At 63.0% G+C, this 26,701-nt stretch carries 27 protein-coding genes and 1 tRNA gene; 8 read left to right on the top strand and 20 right to left on the bottom strand.

Translation table 11 applies throughout. The features are described 5' to 3' along the window. Positions 1–7: 7 nt before the first annotated feature. Complete coding sequence (locus NCN05_RS11890; RefSeq protein ID WP_250398225.1) at positions 8–256, bottom strand: DUF2839 domain-containing protein; 249 nt, start codon at positions 254–256, stop codon at positions 8–10. Between the two features lie 35 nt (positions 257–291). Then, positions 292–1,737, bottom strand: coding sequence for an ATP-dependent DNA helicase (locus NCN05_RS11885; protein ID WP_250398224.1), 1,446 nt, complete (start codon positions 1,735–1,737; stop codon positions 292–294). A gap of 83 nt (positions 1,738–1,820) precedes the next feature. Here NCN05_RS11885 and NCN05_RS11880 point away from each other — a divergent pair, with 83 nt between their 5' ends. Then, positions 1,821–2,702 (top strand): prephenate/arogenate dehydrogenase, encoded by an 882-nt coding sequence (locus NCN05_RS11880; protein ID WP_250398223.1) that lies wholly within the window; start codon positions 1,821–1,823, stop codon positions 2,700–2,702. Here NCN05_RS11880 and crtD read toward each other — a convergent pair. Then, the gene (gene crtD, locus NCN05_RS11875; protein WP_250398222.1) at positions 2,686–4,188 is read right to left on the bottom strand and encodes a C-3',4' desaturase CrtD; all 1,503 of its coding nucleotides are present in this window, start codon (positions 4,186–4,188) and stop codon (positions 2,686–2,688) included. The two genes, NCN05_RS11880 and crtD, sit on opposite strands and share 17 nt — an antisense overlap. A 50-nt stretch (positions 4,189–4,238) precedes the next feature. On the opposite strand from crtD, the gene NCN05_RS11870 reads away from it, so the two are divergent. Then, entirely contained in the window at positions 4,239–5,126 is an 888-nt protein-coding gene (locus tag NCN05_RS11870; RefSeq protein ID WP_250398221.1) for a fructosamine kinase family protein, read from the top strand. Between the two features lie 3 nt (positions 5,127–5,129). On the opposite strand, the gene NCN05_RS11865 is transcribed toward NCN05_RS11870, so the two are convergent. Continuing rightward, entirely contained in the window at positions 5,130–5,516 is a 387-nt protein-coding gene (locus tag NCN05_RS11865; RefSeq protein WP_114987298.1) for a CAAD domain-containing protein, read from the bottom strand. Between NCN05_RS11865 and NCN05_RS11860 the strand changes: the two genes are divergently transcribed. Beyond that, the gene (locus tag NCN05_RS11860; protein ID WP_284500694.1) at positions 5,515–6,033 is read left to right on the top strand and encodes a M67 family metallopeptidase; all 519 of its coding nucleotides are present in this window, start codon (positions 5,515–5,517) and stop codon (positions 6,031–6,033) included. The genes NCN05_RS11865 and NCN05_RS11860 overlap by 2 nt on opposite strands. Beyond that, positions 6,026–7,162 carry a molybdopterin-synthase adenylyltransferase MoeB gene (moeB, locus tag NCN05_RS11855; protein WP_250398220.1) on the top strand — a complete coding sequence of 379 codons (1,137 nt, stop codon included), beginning with the start codon at positions 6,026–6,028 and terminating at the stop codon, positions 7,160–7,162. The genes NCN05_RS11860 and moeB overlap by 8 nt, the downstream gene beginning before the upstream one ends. 9 nt (positions 7,163–7,171) lie before the next feature. Here moeB and NCN05_RS11850 read toward each other — a convergent pair whose 3' ends face one another. Then, entirely contained in the window at positions 7,172–8,320 is a 1,149-nt protein-coding gene (locus NCN05_RS11850; RefSeq protein ID WP_250398219.1) for a cob(I)yrinic acid a,c-diamide adenosyltransferase, read from the bottom strand. A gap of 53 nt (positions 8,321–8,373) precedes the next feature. Here NCN05_RS11850 and larE point away from each other — a divergent pair, with 53 nt between their 5' ends. Further along, positions 8,374–9,201: an ATP-dependent sacrificial sulfur transferase LarE gene (gene larE, locus NCN05_RS11845; RefSeq protein ID WP_250398218.1), complete on the top strand. Its 828-nt coding sequence runs from the start codon at positions 8,374–8,376 to the stop codon at positions 9,199–9,201. Between the two features lie 16 nt (positions 9,202–9,217). Here larE and speD read toward each other — a convergent pair whose 3' ends face one another. Together speD and recF are read right to left on the bottom strand one after the other, a co-directional pair. Next, positions 9,218–9,685, bottom strand: coding sequence for an adenosylmethionine decarboxylase (gene speD, locus NCN05_RS11840; protein ID WP_186510481.1), 468 nt, complete (start codon positions 9,683–9,685; stop codon positions 9,218–9,220). Positions 9,686–9,716: 31 nt separating this feature from the next. Further along, a complete protein-coding gene (recF, locus tag NCN05_RS11835; protein WP_250398258.1) occupies positions 9,717–10,811 on the bottom strand; it encodes a DNA replication/repair protein RecF in 1,095 nt (364 codons plus the stop codon). Positions 10,812–10,914: 103 nt separating this feature from the next. Here recF and NCN05_RS11830 point away from each other — a divergent pair. Beyond that, positions 10,915–10,988 (top strand) — tRNA-Arg (locus NCN05_RS11830). A gap of 17 nt (positions 10,989–11,005) precedes the next feature. On the opposite strand, the gene NCN05_RS11825 is transcribed toward NCN05_RS11830, so the two are convergent. From NCN05_RS11825 to NCN05_RS11790, 8 genes are all read right to left on the bottom strand, one after another. Next, on the bottom strand, positions 11,006–11,461 hold the full coding sequence (locus NCN05_RS11825; RefSeq protein ID WP_250398217.1) for an N-acetyltransferase: 456 nt from the start codon (positions 11,459–11,461) through the stop codon (positions 11,006–11,008). Between the two features lie 6 nt (positions 11,462–11,467). Next, positions 11,468–14,497, bottom strand: a complete 3,030-nt coding sequence (gene ppc / locus NCN05_RS11820; RefSeq protein ID WP_502988816.1) for a phosphoenolpyruvate carboxylase — start codon at positions 14,495–14,497, stop codon at positions 11,468–11,470. Further along, entirely contained in the window at positions 14,494–15,636 is a 1,143-nt protein-coding gene (gene gshA / locus NCN05_RS11815; protein ID WP_250398256.1) for a glutamate--cysteine ligase, read from the bottom strand. The genes ppc and gshA overlap by 4 nt, the downstream gene beginning before the upstream one ends. Beyond that, positions 15,633–17,150: an anthranilate synthase component I family protein gene (locus NCN05_RS11810; protein ID WP_250398216.1), complete on the bottom strand. Its 1,518-nt coding sequence runs from the start codon at positions 17,148–17,150 to the stop codon at positions 15,633–15,635. The genes gshA and NCN05_RS11810 overlap by 4 nt, the downstream gene beginning before the upstream one ends. A gap of 60 nt (positions 17,151–17,210) precedes the next feature. After that, positions 17,211–17,642, bottom strand: coding sequence for a photosystem I reaction center subunit II PsaD (locus NCN05_RS11805; RefSeq protein ID WP_250398215.1), 432 nt, complete (start codon positions 17,640–17,642; stop codon positions 17,211–17,213). A gap of 102 nt (positions 17,643–17,744) precedes the next feature. Beyond that, on the bottom strand, positions 17,745–19,094 hold the full coding sequence (locus NCN05_RS11800; RefSeq protein WP_250398214.1) for a sensor histidine kinase: 1,350 nt from the start codon (positions 19,092–19,094) through the stop codon (positions 17,745–17,747). Beyond that, complete coding sequence (gene rodA / locus NCN05_RS11795; RefSeq protein ID WP_250398213.1) at positions 19,091–20,329, bottom strand: rod shape-determining protein RodA; 1,239 nt, start codon at positions 20,327–20,329, stop codon at positions 19,091–19,093. The genes NCN05_RS11800 and rodA overlap by 4 nt, the downstream gene beginning before the upstream one ends. Before the next feature lie 2 nt (positions 20,330–20,331). Next, positions 20,332–21,408 (bottom strand): Mrp/NBP35 family ATP-binding protein, encoded by a 1,077-nt coding sequence (locus NCN05_RS11790; protein ID WP_115080364.1) that lies wholly within the window; start codon positions 21,406–21,408, stop codon positions 20,332–20,334. A 115-nt stretch (positions 21,409–21,523) separates the two neighbouring features. Here NCN05_RS11790 and hemF point away from each other — a divergent pair, with 115 nt between their 5' ends. After that, positions 21,524–22,612 carry an oxygen-dependent coproporphyrinogen oxidase gene (gene hemF, locus NCN05_RS11785; protein WP_250398212.1) on the top strand — a complete coding sequence of 363 codons (1,089 nt, stop codon included), beginning with the start codon at positions 21,524–21,526 and terminating at the stop codon, positions 22,610–22,612. Here the strand turns inward: hemF and NCN05_RS11780 are convergent. The 3 genes from NCN05_RS11780 to NCN05_RS11770 are packed head-to-tail and all read right to left on the bottom strand — an operon-like array spanning position 22,609 to position 24,434. Further along, positions 22,609–23,442, bottom strand: coding sequence for an N-acetylmuramoyl-L-alanine amidase (locus NCN05_RS11780; protein WP_250398211.1), 834 nt, complete (start codon positions 23,440–23,442; stop codon positions 22,609–22,611). The two genes, hemF and NCN05_RS11780, sit on opposite strands and share 4 nt — an antisense overlap. Positions 23,443–23,445: 3 nt before the next feature. Then, positions 23,446–24,000 carry a cofactor assembly of complex C subunit B gene (locus NCN05_RS11775; protein ID WP_115080359.1) on the bottom strand — a complete coding sequence of 185 codons (555 nt, stop codon included), beginning with the start codon at positions 23,998–24,000 and terminating at the stop codon, positions 23,446–23,448. A 50-nt stretch (positions 24,001–24,050) separates the two neighbouring features. Further along, the gene (locus NCN05_RS11770) at positions 24,051–24,434 is read right to left on the bottom strand and encodes a helix-turn-helix transcriptional regulator (RefSeq protein WP_115010493.1); all 384 of its coding nucleotides are present in this window, start codon (positions 24,432–24,434) and stop codon (positions 24,051–24,053) included. Between the two features lie 115 nt (positions 24,435–24,549). On the opposite strand from NCN05_RS11770, the gene NCN05_RS11765 reads away from it, so the two are divergent. Then, positions 24,550–25,194, top strand: coding sequence for a ribonuclease D (locus tag NCN05_RS11765; protein WP_250398210.1), 645 nt, complete (start codon positions 24,550–24,552; stop codon positions 25,192–25,194). 9 nt (positions 25,195–25,203) lie between these two features. Here the strand turns inward: NCN05_RS11765 and NCN05_RS11760 are convergent, their stop codons facing one another. Beyond that, positions 25,204–25,461, bottom strand: coding sequence for a DUF8658 family protein (locus tag NCN05_RS11760; RefSeq protein WP_006850096.1), 258 nt, complete (start codon positions 25,459–25,461; stop codon positions 25,204–25,206). Between the two features lie 19 nt (positions 25,462–25,480). Next, positions 25,481–26,701: a lipid-A-disaccharide synthase-related protein gene (locus NCN05_RS11755; RefSeq protein ID WP_115160575.1), complete on the bottom strand. Its 1,221-nt coding sequence runs from the start codon at positions 26,699–26,701 to the stop codon at positions 25,481–25,483.

Here is a 26,701-nt window from a genome sequence, read left to right as displayed (position 1 = left end):
CGGTTGCTCAGGGGGTATCCGCAAGCGTCCACCAACCGGCCGCTGGGCCGATGAAGCGCACCGTCACCCAAAGCACCACCATCCCTCCGATTCCAATCCAGGCGCCGCGGGTGGTCACCGCCATGAACTGCTGCGTCTGATTGCGGGTGAGCGGAAGCCAGGACACGACCCGTGGGGAGGTGTCCACAGTTTTGGTGCTGGCCTTGGGTTGACGAGGGGGTAAGCCCTGGGCAGCCCGGCGGCGTGCTTCTCCCATGCACTTCTGAGCGTTGCAGGGAGGTTAGGCGTTGTTCACTCCGGCAGCAGTCGCTGCAATGGAATCCAAGGTTCCAGTCGATTCAGCACCTGATCACCCCAGCTGCGCCCTCGCAGGCGGCCATCGAGAATGGCCAGACGACCACCACTGCGGCGCAGCGGCGCAATGGCGGCGGGGATCAGGCTCAGGGCTTCCGGCAGCAGCAGGGTGCGGAACCAGTCCTCTCCCTGCTGTTTCAACCGCTCCACTCGAGCCGAGGTGAGTGGATTGTCCAGGCTGGCGATGGGGAGCATGCCGACAATCAGCTGTGCTGGGGCCGGCAGCTGCTCCTGATGCTCCAGCCACCAGTCCCAGTTGCAGGTCACCACGCCATTGCTTTCGGGTGCTGTCGACTCATGCACCACACGGCGTCCGAATTCCGCAGCCAGGGAACTGGTCAGCTGCCGACGCAGCTGGTCGTCATTGATCAGAACAAGGGTGAGCCCCGCCTGGCCAAGGATGAGCCTTCTGCTCTCCTCCAGAAGATGTTGGGCGTAGATCCGGGTGTTCGGCAGCGGCTGGCGACGCGGGGCATAGACGGGGAGCGGTTCATTCAGCTCCCGTTCCCGCAGTGTTGCCCGCACGTCGGGGACAACGCCGGCCTGTTCAAATTCCAGATCAAGCCTGGCGTTGTCTCCATTGCTGCTGAACATCAGGCAGGGGTGATCCAGCAGAACTCCCCGCAGCAGTTGGATTGGTTCGAGGGGGGCCAGCTTCCAGCGCCACTGGAGCAGCCGGTGATCCAGTTCAGCCCATTGACTCCACTCAGTCGGGTTGATGCTGCGGAGGCTGTTCCACGGTTCAGGGCTGGCTGGCATCAGCTGGAGCAGGTCACGCAGGGCCTGCCCGGCTGAGCCCTCGAGTCGCACGGCGCCATCGGGCCTCGTGGCATCAGCGAACAGCTGCCGGCTCATCCGGTCATGCAATTCCAGCAATCCGGATTCCGCCTGGGGACAGGCCTGGCGCAGCTCATCCCAGTGCTGATGCTCGATCTCCAAGGTGAGAGCGTTGCGCATGCGCCGGCTCAACTGATCCATCTCCGGGATCAGCAGTTGCCGTTGGCCCAAGTGCCCGTCGCGATGGGCCTGAATCAGCTCGCCAACATCCATCAGCCAGAGCTGTGGACCCTCCGGAGGGGTCGGTCCCTGCCAGCAGGGGAGCCTCAGGCCCTGGTTACGGAGACGGGGCAATTCCAGCTGGAGCAGACGCCGGCGCTGGGGGGGTGTCAGCACCAGTGCCCCCGCTTCGGGTGCCAGGCACAGCGGCACCAGCAGACCGAGCCACCAGCGTTCGCTGCTGCTGGGGGGGAGCTGAACGAGTGTTGTGTCGCGACGCCTCAGGCTTCGTGCCACCAGCCGGCTCAGGGTCAGGTGGTGGGGCCAGTCCGATTCCTCCTGACGGAGCAGGGTTTTGATCTGGTGGTGGGCCTGGGCTTCCAACATCGTCAAACCCTAAGCAGGGTTCCCCTGGCGATTGGTTCATGGCAATCCATCCATCAACATGGCTTCACGACCCTGCGGGAGAGATGGCGGTGCAACCGGGACGTGTGGGGATCGTTGGCCTTGGCTTGATCGGGGGATCCCTTGGTCTGGATCTGCAGGCGCGGGGCTGGTCGGTGCAGGGCCTTGTGAATCGTCAGGCCACGGCGGATCGCGCCATGGCCCGAGGGCTGGTTGGTTCGGTGTCGACCGATCCCAGCTGCCTCTCGGGTTGCGACCTGGTGATCCTGGCGTTGCCCATTCCCTTGCTGCTGAACCCACCGGATGAGCTCATTGCGGCCCTGCCTGAAGCAGCGGTGATCACCGATGTTGGTTCGGTCAAACAGCCTGTGTTGGAGGCTTGGCGCCAGCGGCATCCCCGCTTTGTGGCCAGTCACCCCATGGCAGGCACCGCTCAGGCGGGCGTTGAGGCCGGGGTGGTGGATCTGTTCCGCGGTCGCCCTTGGATCGCGACTCCGGATCAAACAACAGACCCTGCTGCCCTGGCCCAGGTTCGTGATCTGGCCGTCAGCGTGGGCGGCCATTGGCTGACGGCCACCGCGTCCCAGCACGACCAGGCTGTGGCTCTGATTTCCCACATGCCGGTGCTGGTGAGTGCTGCACTGCTGCGGGCAGTGGGCGATGAACGGGATCCGGAGATCCGGCAGTTGGCCATGGTGCTGGCGTCCAGTGGCTTCGCCGACACCAGTCGTGTGGGTGGCGGGAATCCCGAGCTGGGGGTGGCGATGGCCTCCACCAATCGGGATGCGGTGTTGCGTGGCTTGGCGGCCTACCGCTGGAGCCTGGAGCAGCTCGAAGATGCCGTGCTCCAGCAAAACTGGTCTCAGCTCGCGTTGGAACTGCGCCGAACGCAGACCCTGCGCCCGGATTTTTTGAAGGCGCCTGGGGAGGTCAGCTCCGAAAACTGAGCGGTTGACCCCGTTCGGCCCTGAGCTGCCGGCAGGCATTGAGGGCTGACAGGCTCACCCCCGCTGTGCCCTCGCCCGGATGGAGGCTGTCGCCGCAGAGCCAAAGCCCCGGCATGGGCGTTCGTCCTGCCAGGCCGAAGGGGCCGAACCGGCTTGGATGCTGTCCAAGGCCCCCGACCATGCCGTTGGGACGGCCCGTCCAGCCGGCGAAGCCCCGTGGTGTTGCCAGTTCAGCGTGCAACCAGGCGTCGTCTTCGAGCGAGAGCCAGCGGTTCAATTCGGCTTGGATCAGCTTCAGCATCTCTGTTTTGCGCTGCTGGTACTCCGGCTCCGGCAAGCGGCACCAGTCACCTGTTGGGGTGAACACGCTGGCAATCAAGGTGGCCTGCCCCTGGGGCGCACGCCCATCGCCCTCGCGGCTGATGGAAACGAACAGAGGCCCTGGGGATGTGCAGCCCCGCTGGAGATGGCCTGGGCAGGAATCTGGCAGTGCATCACGCCGCACCGCTCCGTAAAGCACCAGTGCACCACTCGGTTCATGCAGGTTGTCCAGTCGCTTGCGGTACCCCTGGGGCAGTTGATCCGGTTCGATCAACTCCTGCAGGCACTGGGGCGGCAGGCTGCAGACCACATCACGGCTGCTGCGTTGGTGTTCCGTGCCCTTGCCGGTGCTGATCGTCACCTGCCAACCGGATGAGCGGGGCTGCAGCTTGGTCACCCGATGCTTCATCAGCACCGTGCCGCCGTCGCGCTCAATGGCCGCCACCAGCTGATTGCTCAACACTTGCATCGATCCCTCCAGATGCCAGAGCCCGAGCGGTGCTTGGGCCATGTGCAGGACGGTTGCGCCGTACAGCGCCGCCGTGCGATTGGCTGGTTCTTGGGAGTACAGCTTCAGCTGGAGGTCGAGAAAGCGCCGCAGCCGTTGATCGCCACCGCACCCGCACAGCTGCAACAGATCGGCGATGGTCAGACCTGTGAACAGTCCTGATGCCAGCGTTGCGGGCCGAAGGGCCCGCAGCAATGTGCCGAGATCCCAGAGGGAGCGCGGCGTCACCACAGGGTCCTGGCTGGCGAACTGCCAGTTGCTGGAATGCAACTGATGGCAAAGGCTCCAGAAGCGCTGGCTGCCAGGGAATTGACGCTCACGCTCGGCGGCCCAGGCGTCCGGGTCATGCCATAGCGAAATGGGAGGGGAGCCATCGCCCAGGTCGACCACACAACCTGGGTCCAGAAGCTTTGCACTGGGCAGAGGCATGTCCAGATGCTTCAGCAGTCGTGCATGACTGCCTCCGGGCTCCAACCCAGCCACCTGGGTCGCCCCAACATCGAACACCCATGGACCACGCCGGAAGGTTCCGGCACATCCCCCCGGTTGTTGATGCGCTTCCAGCAGCGTGACCTTGACGCCATCGCGGGCTAGGAGTGCCGCTGCGGTTAAGCCAGCGATCCCACCGCCCACCACGATCACGCTGGAATCGCTCACGACGCCCTGAAGAATCGGGCCATGCTGGCAAGACAGGGGGCCTGCTGAGGATGAACAGCGAACTGCGCCGGGATCTCACCGCGAAGGATGGGCCATTGGCGGGGGCTGTGATCACAGACGTCTCCCCCGTTGGTGGGGGCTGCATCCATCAGGCCTGGAAACTTCGCCTCCGTGATGGCCAGGTGTTGTTTGCCAAAACTGGTGGCGCCAGCGCCCTACCCCTGTTTGAGGTGGAGGCGGAGGCCCTCGAGGCCCTGCATGCCCAAGCTGATGCCTCGTTCCTGGTTGTGCCGCAGCCCATCGCTCTGGCAGCACTGTCCCACGGTGCGGTGCTGCTGTTGCCTTGGCTGGATTTTGGTGGCAGCGACCAAACAGCCCTTGGCCGGGGTTTGGCCTTGCTGCACCAGTCGTCGATGGCCTCCAGCCCAGCTCGTTTCGGCTGGCACCGGGATGGCTTCATCGGCGCTGGGTCTCAACCCGGTGGGTGGCGTGATGACTGGGGATCGGCCTTCGTGGAGCTCAGGCTGCGCCCGCAGCTCGACATCCTTGATGGGTTGCAGCAGGATTCAATGGACCTCAATCCGTTGTTGCTGCGCCTCGCCGAGCACTTGAACGAGCATCAACCGTGTCCTGCGTTGGTGCACGGCGATCTCTGGGGTGGGAATGCTGCCAGCCTCAGCGATGGACGGGGGAGCATTTTTGATCCCGCCAGCTGGTGGGCTGATCGGGAAGTTGATCTGGCCATGACCCGGCTATTCGGCGGCTTCGGTGAAGCCTTCCGCTCGGGTTATCGGGAGGTGATTCCCGAGGCTTCAGGCGCTGACGGTCGGGTGGAGATCTACAACTTGTACCACCTGCTCAACCACGCCAATTTGTTTGGGGGGAGTTATCTGAGCCAATGCCGAGCCAGTCTCAAAGATCTGGCTCGGCGGCTTTGAGGGTCAGCCCAGGTACTCCTTCCGGAGGGTTTGAACACGCTGAACAAGTGCATTGCGCTTGTCGCTGGTGGTGAGGTTCTTCCAGCTCCATTGGCCCACCACGACCACGCCGAGCAGTTCCAGCAGGCCCGGAACGATCGGCAACAGGTTGATCGTGTCGAGGATTCCCTTGATCAGGATCTGGGCAATGATCACGGCAGCAAAGATGCCGACGATCTTGCCGATGCGTCCCATCTGGCTCCAGTCGACCTGATCGAGCGTGTCGTTCACCTTGCCCAGTACGTCGCTGTAGCGCTCAGCGAAGGAGGTGGTGTCCTCCTGCTCAGGGGTTTCGAGCGGTGTCGTCACGGTTGTGGCGGCATCCTTAACTTCAGTGGTGGCGTCACTCATGAGAACGACTAAATCCTTCACAATTTCAGCTGAGCGTATCGGTGCGACGGGGTCTACGCCATCCGTGCTGCAAATTGATCACCGATGCCACACGGATCTGGCCCGGATTTTGTTGGCGCCCCACCCCGAAGAAGGGTGCGCCTTGCTGCTGGGACAACGGACGAATTCAGGCTGTTTGAGGCTGACCACGACCTGGCCCTGTTGCAATGTCTGGGGACGGGGGGCATCCGGTCAGCAGCCTGTCCACGACCGTCGCAGCAGGTTTCTGGTGGATCCGAGGGAGCAGTTGGCAGCCCAGCGATGGGCGCGGGATCGCAATCAACGTTGCCTTGGGGTGGCCCATTCTCATCCGGCGTCCGCGCCCGTTCCCTCGCCCCAGGATCGGCGCTTGGGACAAACGGAGAGTCTGATGTTGATCCTCTCTGCCTCGCTTGGTCTGCGGTCCTGGTGGCTGCATGGGGACCGCAGTGTGGATGAAATCCCGATTCAGCTCTGGGACACTCAAAACCATGCATGACCACGCGATGCTGAGTGCTGATGAGCGAGGGCGCTACGCCCGCCATCTGATCCTTCCCGAGGTTGGTGCTGCCGGTCAGCTCCGGTTGAAGTCTGCTTCTGTGCTCTGTGTTGGCAGCGGTGGGCTGGGATCTCCTCTGTTGCTGTATATGGCCGCGGCAGGGGTTGGTCGTATTGGAATCGTGGATGGAGATGTGGTGGAGCTGTCCAATCTCCAGCGGCAGGTGATCCACAGCTCCAGCGGGGTTGGCGGCTCCAAGGCCCGCTCAGCCGCAGCGCGGATTCACGACCTCAATCCCCACTGCCAGGTGGAGGTGCATGAACACATGCTGGATGTGGGCAATGCTTTGGATCTCATCGGTGCCTATGACCTGGTCTGTGATGGCACCGACAACTTCCCCAGCCGGTATCTGATCAACGACGCCTGTGTGTTGCTCGGCAAGCCCCTCGTCTACGGCTCTGTTCAGCGCTTTGACGGCCAGGTCAGCGTGTTCAACCGCACGCCGACGAGCCCCAATTACCGCGATCTGCTGCCGGAACCCCCTCCGCCGGACGCTGTTCCGTCTTGCTCGGAGGCTGGGGTGATGGGTGTAGTGCCGGGGTTGATCGGTCTGCTTCAGGCCACCGAGGCGATCAAACTGATCACCGGGATCGGGGATTGCCTGGACGGTCGGCTGTTGGTGGTCGACGCCCTGGCGATGCGATTTCGCGAACTCACCCTCCGCGTTGATCCCGACCGACCAAAGGTCGAGAGCCTGATTGACTACCGCCAGTACTGCCGTCCGGTGTCATCGGAGATGGAAGCCATCACTGTCATGGAGCTGAAGGCCCTGCTCGACTCCGCTCCAGACGAGATTGCGCTGGTTGATGTGCGCAATCCTGCTGAAGCAGAGGTGGCTTCGATTGAAGGAAGCCACTTGGTGCCGTTGGCTTCGCTGGAGAGTGGTGAGGCGATCGATCGCATTCGTGCATTGGCAGAGGGACGGCGCCTTTTGGTGCACTGCAAGCTCGGGGGGCGCTCTGCCAGGGCCGTTGAGCTGTTGGCTCAGCAGGGCATCGCGGCAACGAATGTGACCGGTGGAATTGATGCCTGGTCTCAGCAGGTGGATCCTGCAATCCCTCGCTACTGAACCTGAGGGTTAGTAATCCACCCCTCGCTTCAGGTCGACGCCCTGTTCGGCGTAGTGCTTGTGGCACACCATTTCGGAATGGATGCTGGCCAAATCGAAGTAGGCGGGCGGGTTTTTGCAGCGTCCCGTGATGATCACCTCGGTTTCCGCCGGTTTGCGCAGCAGGGTCTGCAGGATTGGTTCGACGGGTAGCAGTTCTAGGTCGACTGTGGGGTTCAATTCATCGAGGATCACGGTCTTGTAGAGCCCGCTGGAGATGGCGGCCCGTGCGATCTCCCAGGCCCGCTCGGCTTCCACGTAGTCAATCGGCTCCTGCTGGCCCCGCCAGACGATGGCATCGCGGCCGGAGCGGAGGTGGTCCACCAAATGGGGATAGCTCTCGCGAAGGGCAGCGATGGCTGCATCTTCGGTGTAACCGCTGCCGCCTTTGAGCCACTGCAGGATCAAGACCCGATGGCTCTTGTCCTGGCTGATGCCCCGCCCGATGGCCTGCAGCGCTTTGCCCAGCGCACTGGTTGATTTGCCTTTGCCTTCACCGGTGTAGATCTCGATGCCGCTGCTCACATTGAGGGGCACCACCCGGTTGTCGTGCATGCCCGGGCGGCGGTGGGCGCGCATCTCGGAGTGGAGGTCGGCCTCACGCACCAAGGGGGCCGGTGCGGCGCGACCGGTGACGATGATCTCCATCCCCTCCGGCCGGTTGCTGAGGGTGCGGACCACGTCCTCCAGGTCCAGCAGGCCGAGATCCAGCACAGGATTCAGCTCGTCCAGAACCACCACCGAGTAGAGGGCGCTGGCGATCGCGCCCTTGGCGATCACCCAGCCCCGCTGGGCTTCGTCGCGGTCGAATCGCGTGGCTTCATCAGCGGTGAAGTGATCGGCCCGTCCGGTGCGTAGATGATCGATCAGATGGGGAAAGCCCTGTTGCAGAGCTTCAATGGCCGCATCCTCGTCGTAGGCCCGACCGGGGCCCTTGAGAAAGCGAAGCAGCAGCACCCGGGTCTGCCGCTGCTCGCAGATGCCGAGGCCGATGGTGCGCAGCACAACTCCAAGGGCTGCCTGGCTTTTGCCCTTGCCCTCGCCGTCATAGATGTGCAGCTGTCCATGGCTGCGCTCGCGGCTGTCCGCTGCGGTGACGATGCCGATGCTTCGAGGCATGGGGACAGCTCTTACCGTTGGAGCCTACCTAGCTCAACTGGTTTTCCCCGCTGATGTTTCGGTTGCAGGAGCCTTTGGCGGATCGAGAGCAGCAGCTGCTGTCGGACCTGCGGCACTGGATGGCGGCACAGTCAGCCCTGTGTGTGGCGTACTCCGGTGGTGTCGACAGCACCCTGGTGGCGGCGATGGCCTACGAAGCCCAGGGCGATGCCGCTCTGGCTGTAACGGGTGTCTCCCCGGCCCTGGCGCCGCATCTGTTGCGGGAAGCGCGTGATCAGGCCTCCTGGATCGGCATCCCGCATCGGGAGTGTGCGACGGCCGAGTTGAACGACCCGGACTACAGCAGCAACCCCGTGGATCGCTGCTTTGCCTGCAAGCGTGAACTGCACCAGCATCTTCAGCCCATTGCTGCGGCGGCTGGAGATGCGTTGGTGATTGATGGGGTCAACCTTGATGACCTCGGTGATCACCGGCCCGGCATTGAAGCGGCTCGACAGGCGGGGGTTCGCTCCCCCCTGGCGGAATTGTCGATTGACAAAGCAGCGATCCGTGCCCTGTCCCGGGCCCTTGGTTTTCCCTGGTGGGACAAACCGGCGCAGCCCTGCCTGGCCTCCCGCTTCCCCTATGGCGAAAGCATCAGCGCCGAGCGGTTGAAGCGGGTGGGTCAGGCGGAAGCCTGGTTGATCGCCAGGGGATTCAGCTCCGTCCGTGTGCGATCCCATGGTCTCGCAGCACGGATCGAGGTGCCCAGCGAGCAGATCCGCGCTGTGCTCGCGCTGGCGGAGAGCGAGCCTCTGGTGGAGGCTTTTCGCTCCCTTGGGTTTACCTCCGTCAACCTGGATCTTGAAGGTCTGGTCAGCGGCAAGTTGAACCGCCGCTGATTTCGTCTGGGCCGGATCAGCTGGGGAGCTGGCTTGGCGTTTCAACAGGTTCTCTCACCCCAGTGGCAATGGCCGCAGGTGTTTCACGAAGAAAGCTCTTCAGGGCGTGCCGTTTCGCTTGGAGCTCACTGCAGAGAATCGCGCAGGCTTGCTCCGGCATGGTGTGGTCACCACAAGTGAACACATCGATCGCCGCGTAGCCGGATTCCGGCCAGGTGTGGATGGAAATGTGGGATTCCGCCAGCAGGGCCAGGCCTGTGACGCCCTGGGGTTGAAATTGATGGGTGATCAGGTTCAGCAGCGTCGCACCAGCGCCTTTGGCTGCTGAGGTGATCGTTGTGCGGATGAATGCTTCGTCGTCGAGCCGGCTCGGATCGCAGTCGTAGAGCTCGAGAATGCAGTGTTTGCCGACCATGTCGGTGGCATGAATCTCAGGTGCCCCCCATCCCGGGTTGGGATGCAGTTCAGAGAGGGTCTGCTCCATCAGGCGATGAGAGAAAAACAGGTCCGCCACCCTATCCGATCTTCAGGTCGGGTCTCAGGTCTCTTGCGCCGAGAATTTGGGCCTGCTGCTGCCACCCGCCGCCAAAGCCCTCGAGGTGGGTGGCGCTCACCAGGCATTGATGCGATTCGCCCACGGCCTCAAGCAGAAGCTGCTGCCGGGTTGGATCCAGTTCGGCGAGCACATCATCAAGAAGCAGCAGGGGTGGCTCCCCACAGAGCTGAGTCACCAGCTCCAGTTCGGCGAGCTTCAGGCCCAGCACCAGCGACCTCTGCTGGCCTGCGGAGCCAAACCGTCGTGCCGGGCTGCCCCCCAGCAGCAGGGCGATCTCATCGCGGTGCGGGCCCACGCGGCAGCTGCCGAGCCGTTCCTCCTCTCCCCGCTGCTGGCGCAGTTGCTCCTCGATGGCCAGTCGCCAGGGTTCTTCGGCATCCTCCCCGTCGAGCTTGCTGCCGGGTTTGTAGTGCAGTTCCAGGGCTTCTGTGCCCCCGCTGAGGTGGGCCTGCCAGCGTTGGGCGATCGGTTCCAGCCGATGCAGGATCCGTTGCCGTCGCCGGTGAATTCGGGTGCTCACCAGCGCCATCTGAACGTCAAAGGCATCAAGCAGTGCATGGCGTTCGCCACTGGAGACCTGCCGCTGGCGCCAGAGCTGGCTGCGCTGCCGCAACAACCGGTTCAGCCGTGCCATCAGATCGGCATACACCGGTTCGAGCTGCAGCACGACGCGGTCCAGCCACTGGCGTCGTAGGGCGGGTTCGCCCCGCACCAGATCAAGATCCAGGGCGCTGAAGCCGATGCAACGCAGCGGACCAATCAGGTCCAGCTGCCGATCCAGCAGCTTGCCGTTCCTTTTGGCCTGACGGCCACCCTGGCGGCGCAGTTCCAGCTCCAGACTATCCCCATCCCCCACGTCGCCCCGGATCAGGGCCTGTGGAGCGTCCCACTGGATCAGATCGCGATCATTGCTGCAGCGATGGGAGCGCAGGCTGCCCAGCAGCTCAACCGCCTCGAGCAGGTTGGACTTGCCAATGCCATTGGGCCCGATCACCAAAAGGCGTGGCTGCGTCAGTTCCAGCTGCAGAACGGTGTGGTTCCGGAAGCCCTGCAGTTGGAGCCTGTGGAGCCGGATGGGTGCTGGGGCGACCAGTGAGTAAGGTACCTGTATCGGGACGGTTGCCGCTCGATATCACTGCGGCTTAAGGCCGATCAGTGGGCATGTAGCTCAGTTGGATAGAGCATCAGATTCCGGTTCTGAGGGTCGGGGGTTCGAGTCCCTCCATGCTCGTGTTTGAACTCAATGTCTCAGCTCAGGCTGAGGCCCATGGCGCGAATGCCATTGGGATCAATCAGGAAACCCTGCTGTTTGAGAGCTTCCAGCGCATCCGCAGGGGCCGAGATCGAGAGACTGCAGCCCGGCAGATCCCGGCGCAGAATCTGCAGCGCTCGGTGCACCAGAACGGCGAAAAGGGCCCCTTGGTTCGGCCCTGGTTTGGCGGCGAGGTTCCAAAGATTGGCGTTGAGGGCCAGATCACTGGTGGCCCGCACAAATCCGACCAGTTCCCCTGTTGATTCCTCCAGGATGCTGATCTGCCACAGGCTGCGCTGAAGGGCGAGCTCCCAGCGTTCCTCAGGGTGGATTGATTCCCCGCAGGACATCAACAACGTGTTGAGCTGCTGGGAGGTGGGAGGGATCGATGTTTCGAGTCGCGTTCCCTCGGGCAAGGGTGGAATCGAGGGTTGTTGAAGGAACGACAGCACTGTGGATCAGCCGGTGTTGCGCATGCCGGCTGCAATGCCGTTGAGGGTGAGCAAGGCCCCCCGCAGCAGTTCACTGCGGCTGTAGGTGCGGGTGTCCTCGGGGGCACCTGGCGTCTCACTCATGGGCGGTTGCCTGTTCTGATCCCGCAGTCGCTTCAGCAGCGCAACCTGCAGGAAGCCCAGGGGAACGATGGTGCGGTTGCGCAGATCAACTGACAGCTGCAGCCCTTGATCAGCGCCCAGCAGTCTGTTTTGGCCCGTGATTTCAAGAACCAGTTTTCTGGTGAGTTCGTATTCCTTGGCGATCACCTCGAAGATCGCTTCAAAGGCCTCCCGCTGTTCCGGGTGCCCCAGGCTGTTCATGTAGTGATGGGCCAGGTCGAGATCCACCTTGGAGAGGGTCATTTCCACCTTGGAAATGAGCATCCGGAAGAACGGCCAACGTTGATGGAGGCGCCGCAGCAGGTCGAGCTGTTCGGAGTCGCCGCCCACTTCTTCCGAGAGCGCCGTGCCGAAGCCAAACCAGCTCGGCAAAAGGAACCGGCTCTGGGTCCAACCGAAGACCCAGGGAATGGCCCGGAGGCTGGAGAGGTCCTTGGCACCGGTTTTGCGTCGGGCTGGTCGACTGGAGATCTGCAACTTGCTGATTTCCTCGATCGGCGTGACCTGCTGGAAAAACGCCACCAGATCAGGATTGTCGTGAACCAGAGCCCGGTAATGATCCCGTGAGCGGGTGGCAAGGCGACTCATCAGCTGGTTCCAGCTGGGTGTCGCATCAAGCTGGTTGGTCACCAGGCTGTTCTGCACCACGGCCGTGGTGACGGTCTCCAGGTTGTAGAGCGCCAACTCAGGCAGGCTGTATTTGGAGGCCAGCACTTCACCCTGTTCGGTGATTTTGATCCGGCCCTGCAGCGTGCCGCTGGGTTGGGCCAGGATCGCCTGATAGGCCGGCCCGCCGCCACGACTGACGGATCCACCGCGGCCGTGGAATAGGCGAAGTGCCACATCCTGGCGGCTGGCGAGTTCCTGAAGGGCGATCTGAGCCTGATGAATCTCCCAGTTGCTGGAGAGGAAGCCGGAATCCTTGTTGCTGTCGGAGTAGCCCAGCATCAGCTCCTGCAGCGGCTGCTTCTGCTGCCCCACAACGGGGAGGAGTTCGCGGTAGAGCGGCGTCTTGAACAGCCCCTTCATCACCTCAGGGGCCCGTTGGAGATCCTCCACGGTTTCGAACAGCGGCACCACCAACAGGGAGGCCCGTTTGTTGGGCGGGTCGACAAGACCCGCCTCCTTGGCCAGCAGCAGGACCTCCAAGAGATCCGATGCCGTGTGGCTCATGGAGATCACGTAGGAGTTGCAGATCCGCGGACCGAACTCCTCCTGGAGGCGCTGCAGCATTCGGAACACCGCCAGCGTCTCGGCCGTCGCTGCCGACCAGCTGGCGGCAGGCGGGATCAGGGGTCGACGGGTCTGCAACTCCTGCAGGAGCCATGCCATCCGCTCCGTCTCGTCCATGTCCCCATAGGCCTGGGGCAGTTCAAGGCTGCGGGTGAGCTCGTCGATGGCATCGCTGTGGCGGGTGCTCTCCTGACGGATGTCCAGGCTGGCCAGTGAGAACCCGAAGATGTGCACCTGGTGCAGCAGGGTGTCGAGCTGTTCGCAGCTCAGTTCGGTGCTAACGAGGCTGTTGCGCACCAACTCCAGATCACTGCGGAACTGGTCCACCGAGGTGTAGTGGAGAACCTCAGCGTTACCGAGCCCATCCTTGGGATCGGCCAGCGCCTCACAGGGCATCTGCCAGCCCGCTTCCGACAGTTGGTTGTTGCGGGCGAGGGTTCGCTCTAGTTTTTCGAGGACATAGCAGAGCTTCAGCCGGTAAGGCTCCAGTCGGTATCGCGCTGCTCTGCGCTCGTAGATCTCAGGGAAGCGGAGCCGATCCATTTCGAGCGACTCCAACAGTGATGGAGCCACCTGACTCCACTGCATGGAGATGCTCAGCTGCTGGCGGAGCGACTGCACAGAACTGATGTAGAGCTCCAGCATCAGCTGTCGCTGGTAACAGGCGGTTCGCCAGGTGATCTCAGGTGTGACCGAAGGATTGCCGTCCCGATCGGAACCCACCCAGGAGCCGAAGGTGCAGAACGACGCCTGGGGCACCTGGACATCGGGATAGTGGCGATGCAGGGCGGAGATCAGCCTTCGGCGCAGTTGCGGCATCGCGTCAAACAACACCTGCTGGAAGTAGTGCAGGGTTGAATCCACCTCGTCGATGACGGTGGGCTTGAACTGGTGGAGTTCATCGGTGCGCCACCACAGGCGGATTTCCTCCTCCAGTTGGTCGCGGCAGTCCTCCCGCAGCTGAGTCGCCAGGGGGGCGTCGGATTGAAGTTGCTGGAGCAGGTTGGCCACCCGCCTCTGTTTGTGCCGCACCGTGTGCCGCACGATCTCCGTCGGGTGCGCGGTGAAGACCAGCCGGATGTCCAGTTCCCGCAGCAGTTGTTCCACCTGCGCGGGGGGAACGTTCATCCGCCGCAGCCGCTCGAACACCTCTCCAAAGGTGGCTGGATCGGTCTGGTTGGCGAGGGGCGGGGCGAAGGGATCAAAGGCATCCCGTTGGGCCGCGTCAGCACTGGAATTGGGTCTCAGGCTGTCGAGATAACTATCTTCCTCGATCCGTTGCTCAAGGATGTTGATGAGCTGGAAATACAGCGAAAAGGCACGGGCGGCCGAGATGGCCTCCGAAAGGTCCATGGCCTTGATCAGCTCGACGATCGCCTCGCTCGTGCTGTCACCATCTCGCCCTCCCATCGAGACGGGGTCGCTGAGTTGTTTGAGCCTCAGCAGGCGTTCGCTCTGCTCCGGTGGGCACTCGCTGCGCAGCACCGACTTCCAGAGGTCTTCAATCAGGTCCAGGCGGTGCTGAAGAAGCTGTCCTGCGCCGGATCCGCCACCGCTCAAGCGTGCAGTCTCTTGCTCGGAGACAGGGGTGGTGGACTCGGGCATGAAGTCTCCACGCTGCGACGAACTCGACATGATCATCCCAAACAGGCTTCCCCGGTGGAGATCCGTTCCTCCTCCTCCATTCGCTGGATACCTTCCTGCAGCAGGTTTTCGATGGATTGCCCCTGGCCATGGGCCGCTTCCCAGCGCATGGCCTGGTTGCCATCAACAAGCAGGGAATCCAAGGGCTTCAAGCAGGCGCTGAGCTGGAGCGATTCGGCCAGGGGAGTGAGCTGATCAATCAGCTCCAGCAGCCAGTCTTTGCAGTTGATGACATGGCCGTCCTGCCAATGCCTGAGTTCAGCATTCAGGCTGGATCGGGCCACGGCGGCGTCGTTGCTGTCGGCGAGCTGGACCAGTTCAGCGGCGCTCAGCGAACTGCTGCGGAGTGGATCGAGGCTTTCGATGTTGTTTTTGAGGGCCAGCAGCCGCAGCTCCAGCAGACAGGTGATCGCCAGCAGCTGATCGGGATTGGTGACCAGATCACAGATCCTTAATTCCAACCGGTTGAGGTCGTAGGGGCGCCGCGGACCATTGGGCCGAACCGACGTCCACAGGTGACGCTCGTTGCGCATGGCACCCGTGGACAGCTGCTCCTCCACCCACTCGATGTAGTGCAGGTGATCCCGAAAGAGAGGAACTGCAGCGGGCGTGAGCGGGAATTGATGCCATCGCTGGGAGTGGTGGCTTGTGCTCTGCCCATCCAGGAAGGGAGAACTGGCACTCAGAGCAAGCAGCAGAGCCGCTTCGCAGCGCACGAGCCGGACCGCTGCAAACAACCAGTTGAGATCGGTGATCCCAAGGTTGATGTGGATGCTGGCTGTCACGACCCTGGTGCCGTACAGCTGTTCAATCAGCGCGTGATAGGCGTTCTTGGGGTCGGAGCGTTCGAATCGCCTGCTGTTACCCAGGCTCATGGTGCTGCCGGGGAGAAGCGTCAGCTCCCGCTTCTGCAGCCACTCCCGCAGCGTCCGCCGGGGAGCGAGCAGCGCCTCGGGCAGTTCGGCGTAATCCCGGATCGGCTCGGTGATGTATTCGAGGTTGCGACGGTCCGGTTCCGTCACGAAGCCAGGCAGCTCCCTGGCCACCTCGGGGGCGACGCCCACGTTGGCTCCGTTGCCTCGACCGGTGAACAGTTCAACCTCGAAGCCTTTCAGCAGAAGGGGGTGCGCTGTCATCCCGGCGGATTCAGGCACGCCAGTGCTGTCAGCATTCCCCGGGCTTTGTTGAGGGTCTCCTCAAACTCCGCCGTCGGTTGTGAATCGGCCACAACGCCGGCTCCGGCCTGCACTTTCACCCGGCATCCCCCTCCATCACGGGGTTGCACCACCATGGTGCGGATCGTGATCGCCGTGTTGAGGGCTCCGGCCAGATCAACGGATCCGTACACCCCCGAATAGGGCCCGCGGGCATCGGGCTCCAGCTCGTGGATGAGTTGCATCGCCCGGATTTTCGGTGCGCCGCTGACGGTGCCGGCGGGGAACGCCGCCATCAGCAGATCCCACACGTCGTGCGTTGGGCCGAGGCGTCCTTCGACTTGGCTGACGATGTGCATCACGTGGGAGTAGCGCTCGATCACCATCAGGTCTTGCACGGCCACGCTTCCGGGCTGACAGACCCTGCCGAGGTCATTGCGGCCCAGATCCACCAGCATCACGTGCTCAGCCCTTTCCTTGGGGTCGGCCAGCAGGTCCGCTTCTAGTTCGCGGTCTTCCAGGGGCGTGGCGCCGCGGGGCCGAGTTCCGGCAATGGGTCGAAGGCTGGCGTGGATGCCATCGGCAGCGGGTTCGGCTTGAACCATCACCTCCGGACTGGAGCCAATCAGTTGCCAGTCCCCAAAGTCGAAGAACGCCATATATGGGGAAGGATTCACCATCCGCAAACTGCGGTATAGCTCCAGGGGCGATTGAGGCACCTCGGTTTCCAGGCGCTGACTGATCACCAGTTGGAACACATCGCCGGCTGCGATGTGTTCCTTGGCGGTGTCGACGGCGGCTTCGAATTCATCGCGGCTGCGGTTGGAGCGCACCGCGGGAAGTTCTTTGCTTCTCGCGTCCCAGGTGAGTGGTTTGACGGCCGGCAGAGGTGCGTCCATCCGCTGGCGCAGGGCCTCAATCCGTCCGATTGCGGTTTGCCAGGCTTGCTCCTCATCCGCTCCGTTGGAGAGGTCGCCGAAGGCGACAGCGGTGATCTGGCGTTTCACCTGATCAAAGATCAGGATCGCGTCCATCAACATCCAGATCCCATCCGGGGGATCGGCAGCGGCGCGGGGATGAACGCCGACGGTGGGTTCGATCCACTGGATGAGTTCGTAACCCCAAACGCCATAGAGCTGCCCAAGGGGAGGGAGGCCCGGCAGGTTGACGCAGGAGTACGGCTCCAGGCAGTCGCGCAGGGATTCGAATGGATTCCCGTTGAGGATTTCTTCGCGACCATCTCGCCAGGTGCGCGTCAGACGATCGTTGCGCGCTGACGCCGTCCAAAGCGGATCGCAGGCGATCACGCTCCAACGCCCCAAGGTTTCACCACCCTCAACAGACTCCAGCAGCACGCCTGGAGGCCTTCCGTCACCCACCTTGATCCAGGTGGTGAGGGGTGTTTCAAGATCTGCGGGCCAACTCTGAGCCAGAGGAATCAGGTTGGCACCACTGCAAACAGCCTGATGAAAGGCGTCGCGATCGGGACTGAACATGACCTGATCATCGCAGCCGAGACCCGGAGATCATGACCTCCGGGCTTCGGTTTTGAGAGATCAGGCGTCGAAGGTGTTGCGGCCGCTGAACTTGATGTTGGCCGGGTTGACGTTCTGGCCTATGCGACGGGGGTTGTGGCCCACCATGGGACGACCTTCGTTCACCTTTTCGGAGAACACACCATCCTTGGGATGCAGGAACTCGGTTTCACCACCGGGGTAGATCCGGTAGATCTTGTAGTCCTCGATCCGGGGCTTGAATTTCGTGCGCAGCTGGGTGCCGAGGGCGAGGCACTGTTCCTTGCGAGCGAAATACATCAGGTTCTCGCCTGAGTTCATCAGAGCGGCGCCACCGGTGGGCAGCTCAAAAGCTTGCTCTGTCTTGCTGGTCCAGGTGATTGCGTATTTCTCTTCAGTCTCCGCTGAATTCAGAAGGCCGCCAGTGCTGGCGATGTGCTGGGGAAGTTGACCGTTCAACGCCGTTGCTGCCATGGCTGAAAGAATCCACAAGAGCCGTTATGGCTGGAAAGTAGCACCGTCATTGGGGCCTGTTTTGAGCTCCGAAAGCAAGCTTCACACCCGTCAACAAACCCGTCACTCTCCGGGCGTATGCACCGGGAAAAAAACGGTGATGTCTCGGTCGCGCCTGGGCTGATAGCGGCCTCCCAGGCTGGCCATCATCTGGCGGGTCGCATCCTGGCTTAACTGCAGGCTCCCGGTGCTGGGATCCCAGCTCAGGACGGTCCCCACGTCCTCGCGCTGGGGAGACGGGCCGGCCTCCGCGGCCTGGCTCCTGCCGGGATGCTCCACATGCAGCTGAAGCTTCACCCGCTGACCGGCTGCCTGGAGGTGAAGCGTGAGCTGACTGCCGGAGGGGAGCCCCCTGGTGCTGCGGTCGATCAGACCCCCCAGCATCGGTTCCAGTCGCCGTGAGTCACTGAGGATCGCCGGCAGGTCAGCGCTGAGATCCAGTTCCAGGGCGATTCCGCGACGGTCCAGCTGCTCCGTCCAGCTGGGTGCAAGGGCGCTCAGCATGGCCTGCAAATCCGTGCGGGCCAGATTGGCCTCGTTGGGCTCCCGTTGCAGTTCGGCGGCATGGAAGATCAGGCCAAATCGATCGATCTGCTCGCTGCACTCCACATCGATCTGCCGCAGGCGATTCACAACGACATCAGCCAGATCCTTTCGCCGCAGCAGAGAGCGGATCAGTGTTCGGATCGTGGCCAGTGGGGTTCGCACCTCATGGGTGATCGCTTCCAGCAAATTCAGATCTCCATGGCTGGGTGCTTCCGGTGGGCGCTCAGCCTGGATGGGTTGCAGCATCAGCCCAGGGGCTGTGCCGGTGAGCCGCTCCGTGAGCCGTGGCCAGAACTGTTCTGACCAGGCTGCATTGCTCCGCAGGGAGCCGATCGATTCGAGCGCTTTGCGCAGCTGCTCGGCCTGCGCTGGTGACTGGTGCTCCAGCCGTCCTCCCAGCTGCACCAGCACATCACTGAGCGTTGCCGGGTCGCATCGCATCAGCAGCTGACGCTTCTGGGCTGGCCCATGCAGGGCTAGGGCCACCTGGACCTCGGGTGTGATCACCAGCAGCAGTGGGTCATCACCGTCGTCGGGGCCTAGGGACAAGCGTTGGAATCCCCGCAGGAAACCGGACTCATCGCTGCTGGACCGTCCCGGCAGTGCTGTTGGATGCGGACTCAGTTGATCCAGTTGATCTGGAGCCCACACCCATCCCTGCAGATGTTTCAGTAATTCAGGTTCGTAGAGGGCTGGCAGGGGGGCAGCCAGCCAGATGCCGCGTTCCAGGCCCCGCTCAAGCAGGTCCTGTTGCAGGGTTTCAAGAGCAGCCCACCAAAGCCGCCGCACACCAATCTCATCGCAGCGACCCTGGGGCACGTCCTGTGCCAGCCGTTGCCGCAGGTCGGTGAAGGAGGGGCCGGTCAACGGAGGTGCGCCAAGGAGCGTCGGCTTTGCCGGACCACCGACAGGCAGAGGCCGAGCGCGATGAAGTTCACCACCATGGCTGAGCGCCCATAGCTGAGGAAGGGCAGGGGGATTCCTGTGACAGGGCCCAAGCCGATGGTCATGAAGATGTTGACCACCACCTGGAACATCAGCATCGTGCCGATACCGATCACCACGAGTGATTCGAAGTCGGTGCGGGCATTGCGTGCGATCTGGAGCAACCGTGCCATCAACGCGGCAAAGCCAAGAACCACCAGAAGGCAGCCAAGAAAGCCGGTTTCCTCACCCAGGGCGCTGAAGATGAAATCGGTGTGCTGTTCAGGGATGAAACGAAGCTTGGTCAGTTGTCCTTGAAGAAGACCTGTGCCCAAGACGCCGCCTGAACCGATGCCAACGGTGCTCTGGAGCAGGTGATAGCCCCCGCCCAATGGATCCTGACTGGGGTCGAGGAACAGCACCAAACGGTCCCGTTGATAGTCCTTCAAACCATGCATCCAGAGCCATGGCGTCACAGCAGCCATGGCGCCGTGGATGGCCAGGGTTGCTGTGGCTGCCAGACGTTTCCAGGGCAAGGAGCGGTATGCGAGAACTCCCATCAGCGGGATCCAGAGGGCCATGGCCCAGGGGAGAAAGCCTGAGAGCAGGGCCGTCACCAGCGGTGACAACAACAGAATCACCCACTCGACCGGCATCCCCGACCAATAGAGCATCGTGAGCATCAGGGCGCCGAACACAAGCGATGTGCCGAGATCAGGCTGGATGAACACCAACAGCCACGGCACTGCAATCACCCCGAGCGGGCGCATCAGATCAACCGGTCGTTCCACCGGGTGTCGCGACAGGACTGCTGCCACGAGCAGGATCGCCGCGATCTTGGCGAACTCCGATGGCTGAACATGAACCCCGCCAATGCTGATCCAGCGTTGGGCGCCCAGCGCTGTGGTTCCAATCACGCGCACCGCCACCAGGCTGATCACGGTGAGGGCGTAGACGGGAACCAACAGAGGCCGGAGACGCTGCAACGGCAGCCGTTCCAGTCCCAGCGCCAGCAGCACTCCGAAGGCCGCGGTGATCCAGTGGTGATACCAGTCGGCATAGTCCGCCTGGCGTTGGGTGCTGGCGATCAGCACCCCGGCGATGGTGATCATTCCGAGCGGAACACCCCAGAGCACCCACTCCCGGTGCGATCTGCGGCGGTCACGTCGGCTGAACATCGTCAGACGGGCTGGGTGACGGCCTTGAGCACCGCTGTCGCAAGGCCCTTGAACTCAGCGGCGCTGGCGGAGTCGCTGCGGTTGATCACGATCGGTCGCCCCGTGTCACCGCCTTCCTGCACGGGCATTTCCATGGGGATCTGAGCCAGCAGGGGTACGTCGTAATCCGCAGCGAGTTGGGCGCCGCCGCCACTGCCGAAGAGGGCGTAGCGGCAGTCGGGACGGTCCGGAGGAATGAAGGCGCTCATGTTCTCCACCACCCCCAGAACGGGAATGCCCATCTGCCGGAACATGGCGAGCCCCCGTCGCGCATCCTGCAGCGACACCTGTTGTGGGGTGGTCACGATCACAACGCCCGCCATCGGCACTGCCTGGGCCAGGGAGAGCTGTGCATCACCGGTGCCCGGCGGCAGATCAACGATGAGAACGTCCCGCTCACCCCATTCGGCCTGATACAGGAACTGCCGAATGATGCCGTTGAGCATCGGGCCGCGCCAGATCACAGGCTGGTGATCGTCGATCAGCAGACCCATCGACACCATGGCGATGCCGCAGGTCTCGATCGGGACAATCCGTTGCTGATCACCGCTGCCCTGCACCTCAGGTGTTTGGTCAGCGACGCCCAGCATGGTGGGTGCGTTCGGCCCGTAAATATCGGCGTCCAGAAGTCCGACCCGCAGGCCTGTCTGGGCGAGGGCGCAGGCCAGATTGACCGCGACGGTGCTTTTGCCGACGCCGCCCTTGCCGCTGCTCACGGCAATCACCTGGCGGACGCCGGGGATCGACTGGCGTTCCGCCGGCTGACCATGGCCGGCCTGGCCAATGCCCCCTTGGCTTGGCGGTTGGCCGATCTCGATCTGCACGTCGTCAATGCCATCGAGCGCCATCAGAGCGCCCCGTGCTTCGGCCACGATGCGGTCTCGCTGGCTTTGGGCAAAGCCTGGAAGGCTGAGGCGAAACACAGCCCGCGGCGGGGTGATGCGGATCTGTTCGATCCAGCCGAGCTCCAGGGCCGTTTTGCCACTGCCGGCATCTTTGACTTGCTGGAGGGCTTGGTTGGCCTGCTCGACCGGGGTCATCCGTTTCATCAAGGCAAGCCGGATCCTAGGGGCGCCGCCCGTGACAGTCCCTGACGGATGCTTGTCCAGGCCTGGGGTGACCTGGTTAGGTTTCGATGTCTTCAGTCTCTGACACATGGTCCGCTCCCTGATTCGCCGCGTCCTCGGACGCCAGGACGTGGGTGTCAGCAAGGCTCCCCTTGAGCTGCCCCCCAGCGATTCCAGAGAGCGGGCTCGGGCGATGGTGATGGGGCTGCAGGACGAAATCTGTGCGGGCCTGGAAGCCCTCGACGGTGAAGGTCGCTTCGTTGAGGAGAGTTGGGTCAGGCCTGAAGGGGGTGGTGGGCGCTCCCGGGTGATGCGTGAGGGGCGCGTCTTTGAACAGGGCGGCGTGAATTTCTCCGAGGTTCAAGGCGAAGAACTGCCCCCGTCGATCCTCAAGCAGCGTCCTGAGGCCAAGGGGCATCCCTGGTTCGCCACGGGAACCTCGATGGTGCTGCATCCCCGCAACCCCTACATCCCGACCGTTCACCTCAATTACCGCTATTTCGAGGCTGGCCCGGTGTGGTGGTTCGGCGGCGGTGCCGACCTCACGCCCTACTACCCGTTCCTCGAGGACGCCCGTCATTTCCATCGCACCCACCAGGCGGCCTGTGATTCAGTTCACCCGGATCTGCACAAGGTGTTCAAGCCCTGGTGCGATGAATACTTCTATTTGAAGCACCGTGGTGAAACCCGCGGCGTTGGCGGCATCTTTTACGACTACCAAGACGCCAACGGCACCCTCTACAAGGGTCAGGATCCCTCCGGGCCTGCTGCTCAGGTGTCGGCTCGCTTGGGAGCTCGGCCGTTGAGCTGGGAGCAGCTGTTCTCCTTGGGGCAGGCCAATGGCAGAGCCTTCCTACCCGCCTATGCCCCCATCGTGGAGAAGCGCCACCCGATGGCCTACGGCGATCGCGAAAGGGACTTTCAGCTCTATCGCCGGGGACGTTATGTGGAGTTCAACCTGGTGTGGGATCGCGGCACGATCTTCGGCCTGCAGACCAATGGACGCACGGAGTCGATCCTGATGTCTCTGCCCCCCTTGGTGCGTTGGGAGTACGGCTACACCGCCGAGGCCGGATCAAGGGAAGCCCTGCTGACCGAACTGTTCACCAAGCCGCAGGACTGGCTCGGTGATGCCTCGCTGGATGAGCGCTGCCGCCCCCATGGAGCGATCAACTAACTGACGCCTTGAACGAGCGCGTTCACCACGCGCTCGGCCAGGCAATTCACCGTGTGCTCTCTGGAGCGTGGATCCCTCAGTTTCGTCTCGAGAGGGGGCTCAAGCATGGCGATTTCAAGAATTCCGATCCCGCGCCGCGGACCGCCAAGGCCTCCGCGGAACAGGCGTGGGTAGCGCCCAAATGCCTGGGCCAGGCTTTCATCGACGACATTCAGTTCGCGCACATTTGGGAGCACCGGAATCAGGCCGGAGCCGAAGCCATGGGGCCGGTAGGCATCGAAATGGATCTCCAGGACATATTCACCACGCTCTGAAAAGACCTTGGCCTTCGACCAGTTGGTGCTGGGGTCGTCATCGTTCGCGACGCTGATTGACGGCGGGGTGTAAGCGCGGATGTTCAAGCCACGGGCTTGGCCTTGTCTCACCACAGCGGCCTGAACTTCGCGGTTCCAGAACAGCTCATCGCGAATGCCCGGTTGCATCGGCGCTCGCTTCTGCTGATCCACGGCAAATCCAGGGGTTCCTGGACTGGCAGTGCCCTGGGAGTCGGCGTGTCCTGCCATGACGACGATTGGCAGGTTGCTCTGCACAGGGCTTCTGCCAACCCAGCTCCCGGGCTTCTTTGTGCGTGGGCCGAGCAGGGGATCTGGCGTGGCGGGCTCAGGACAGGGGGCTGGCTGTTTCGGTGCTGTTTTTTTGCTGGGCTCGGCTGTGCCAAGCCAGTTGTGCTTTTCCGCAGCCTTGGTCATCGCCAGGGTTGCCAGTGACAGGCCTGCGATGGCAAGTCCTGAGGCAAAGCGACGCCGTCGCATCCAGGCCGGCAGACCCATGGTTCAGATGGGCGAGGAGAGCAGGGATCCGTCACTGGCGAGTTGCAGGGTCTCAGCCAGTTCCAGTTCGATGGCGATCAATTCGTCCCGATGAGCCCGCAGACGAATGGCGCTGCCGTCTCCCTCGGGAGCAGGAAGGAGTTGCAGTTCAAGGGCTTCTGTGCGAGCGGCCCGCCGTGTGTAGACAGCTCCTGCCAGAGGGCCGAGGCCGATCAGCAGCAGAGGCCACCAGTGCAGTTGCGGTGCCAGCTGACGCAGGACCAGACCGAAGCAGGCGGAGCCAATGGCCGCCAGCACTGACAGCAATACGGCAAGGGGTTGGCTGGAGGCCACTTTCCCCTTGAAGCGGAGCACCTGGCGCTCAGCATCGCCGCCATCCCGGCTCCAGCCGCGCTCTTCCAGCCAAGTGCTGAGCCCGTCAAGCACGGTGATGGGGGGTTGGGGGGACATCACGTCCACCACTGTGGTTCGGTCTTTGCTGGCTGCACGAAGAAAGAAGACCAGACCAATCGCCAGCAGAACAGTCAGCAGGAGGGTGGATTGAAATCCTGCAGGCATGGCATCCCGGTGATGTTCAACCTTTTTAAGCCTTGCGCCGGCTGAATCGCTTAGTTCAAGGCGAACCGGTGGGAGTCCAGCCAGCTGCGCCAGGGCTGCATCAGTCGCTCGGCTTCGCCGCGTGCATCGGATTCAAGGTGCAGCATGCGCCGCGGCCGTCCGCGGCTCGGGCAGCGTTGGGTGTAACTGCTGATCGAGCCCTGTTGCTCAAGGAACTCCAGGGCCTGTTGCAGCACGGTTTCAGAAAGCCGCAGTTGGGGCTCCTCCCGGATCAGTTTTTGCAGGAGTCCGGAGGGGTAGTTGTCGTCTTTGAGCAAGCACTCGAGGATCCAGCAGACAGCCAGCTCGAGATCGAGGAACTGCGGCGGCGGCTGATGGAAGTACTGCTCGATGTCTGCCAGACAGGTGCGCGAAGGCTTTCTGCGAGAGAACACAGGCGCGGGACGACTTCACTAATCAAAAACGATCTCATTTCGAGATTCAAGAGGAGAGTCTTGAGACTTGCTGTGGAGGCGATTGGCCACACTGGCCCTATCCCTTCCTGAAGTCATGGCTGAGAAGTCGTCATCCCCAGCGGAATTCGCCGTCTTTGATCGCGACCTCGATGCAGCTTGGACGGAGCGCTATCTGCAGTCCCCGCGGCTTGCCGTTGATACCGAAGCGATGGGGCTGATCCATGGGCGTGATCGGCTTTGCCTTGTTCAGATCGCCGACGCCGAGGACCGTGTGGCCTGCGTCCGCATTGGCCTGGGCCAGACCGAGGCGCCGAATCTCAAGCGCCTGTTTGAGGCGCCCACGGTGGAGAAGGTGTTTCACTTCGCCCGTTTTGATGTGGCTGCGCTTGCTGTCGGTTTGGGGATCGAAGTGAACCCCGTGTTCTGCACCAAGGTCGGCAGTCGGCTCGGCCGCACATACACCCCCCGCCATGGCCTCAAGGATCTGGTGATGGAATTGGTCGGCGTCGAGCTGGACAAGGGCGCCCAGAGCAGTGACTGGGGCCGGGTGGACGAACTCACGGATGCCCAGCTGGCCTACGCCGCCAACGATGTGCGCTATCTGCTGCCAGCCCGTGAGCGCCTGGAGCAGATGTTGCGGCGGGAAGGGCGCTGGGATCTGGCGCAACGCTGCTTCCAGTGCGTTCCGGTGGTAGCCGAGCTGGATCGGCTGCGTTTTCACCAGATCTTTGAGCACTGAGGTTGGGGCTCAGTCTTCCAGCATGAAATTGCCGTCGCCTTCGCTGTTCTCGAGCAACGCGTCCAGCTGACGGGCATGGTCACCGTTGTCCTTGTCGAGGGCGGCCAGCATGGATTCAGCCATTGCTCGCCGTCCCTCGACATCGCGATGTCCTTCTCGGGCCGCGGCTTGTTCCACCTGGCGCCGGGCACTGGCGAGGCTGATGCTCAGTCGACTCGCCAACTGGGCACAAAGTTTGACGAGGGTGGGGTCTTGAATCGCGGCCATCGCAACCAACCGAAGATCTTCAGTATCCGTTGAAGCGATCCAGGATCAGGCGTGCCAGCTGATCGCTTCCCCCTGCCGGCCCCATCCGCTGCGTGCCGATTCGTCCCAGGTGGGAGCGGAGTGTCGGGTCGTCCAGGAGGAATTCCAGCCGTCTAGTGAGCTCGGATTCATCAGAGCAGGGACGAACCGCTCCCCCCAGCAGGCGGCTCTGACGGCGAGCGAAGCCAGGCTTGAACTGCGGTCCTGGTCCCGGCAGGGACAGGGCCGGAATGCCCAGCCCCACCAGTTGTTCCGTCGCCGTTCCGGCAGTGGCGATGCCGGCTTCTGCCCAGCCAGCCCATTGGTCAAAGCAACCTCGCCCGATCAGCACCAGGCAGGCTCCTTTCACCCAGCAGGCTTCGGCACCCAGTTGGTCTGAAGGCGGAAGGCTGCGTCGAAACCCCAGTTGTTCAAGACTGTTGCTCAGGGCCTCTGCATCGGGTTGGGCGCCCACGGCCACCAGCAGTGCCATCGGCACGCGGCCGGGCAGCGCCATGGCACTGCGAACCAACCGCTGCAGGTTTCGCTGGGCCTCCGGCATGCGACTTCCGCAGAGCAGGAGCACTCGGCGGCAGCGGTCCAGGGCCGATGGCAGCGGTTGGACTTGCAGGCCATCCATCATCGGATTGCCCGGCGCAAGGGCGCCCACGCCCTTGCGTTGCAAGCCTCGGGCCGTGAGCCGATCACGCATGGCCACCAGCTGACAACGGCGCGAGCGCATCAGGCGCCATTCCCATGGGTCCCACTCACTGCCTTTAAGCCGGTGGTAGCAGTCGCTCTTGGCCCGTCCGGGACCGCTGAGCCAGGTGTAGTCGCTTTTGGGAGTGCCGATGAAGCCGAAGGGGGCACCACTGCTCCAGGCCATCAGCAGCGGCAGCAAATCACCCACGGCAACGATGGGTTGGCGCTCATGTCCCAGGCGGCGTACCAACTGCCATTGACTCCAGCTCAGGCTGGGGAGTCCAGCCCTGACGTCTGCCAGCAGACCTCTCAGGCTTTGGTTGCTGAAGCCACCGCTGGGCAAGGCCGCTTTTGGCCCCAGGCGTGTCAACCATCCCTGCTGAACAGCAGCATCAAACACTCGTCCGGCACCCACCAGAGGAAGCACGGTCAGGGGGCGTCGCGGTGCGCGCCGATGCACGGCCTGGATGATCCGCAGGGTGATCAGGTCTTCGCCGTGGCCGTTGCAGAGAAACAGCAG

The organism is Synechococcus sp. MU1651 (assembly GCF_023630635.1).
Classification (GTDB): Bacteria; Cyanobacteriota; Cyanobacteriia; order PCC-6307; family Cyanobiaceae; genus Parasynechococcus.
Note: the sequence above shows the minus strand (reverse complement) of the source record. Positions and strands in the feature narration are given on the sequence as shown.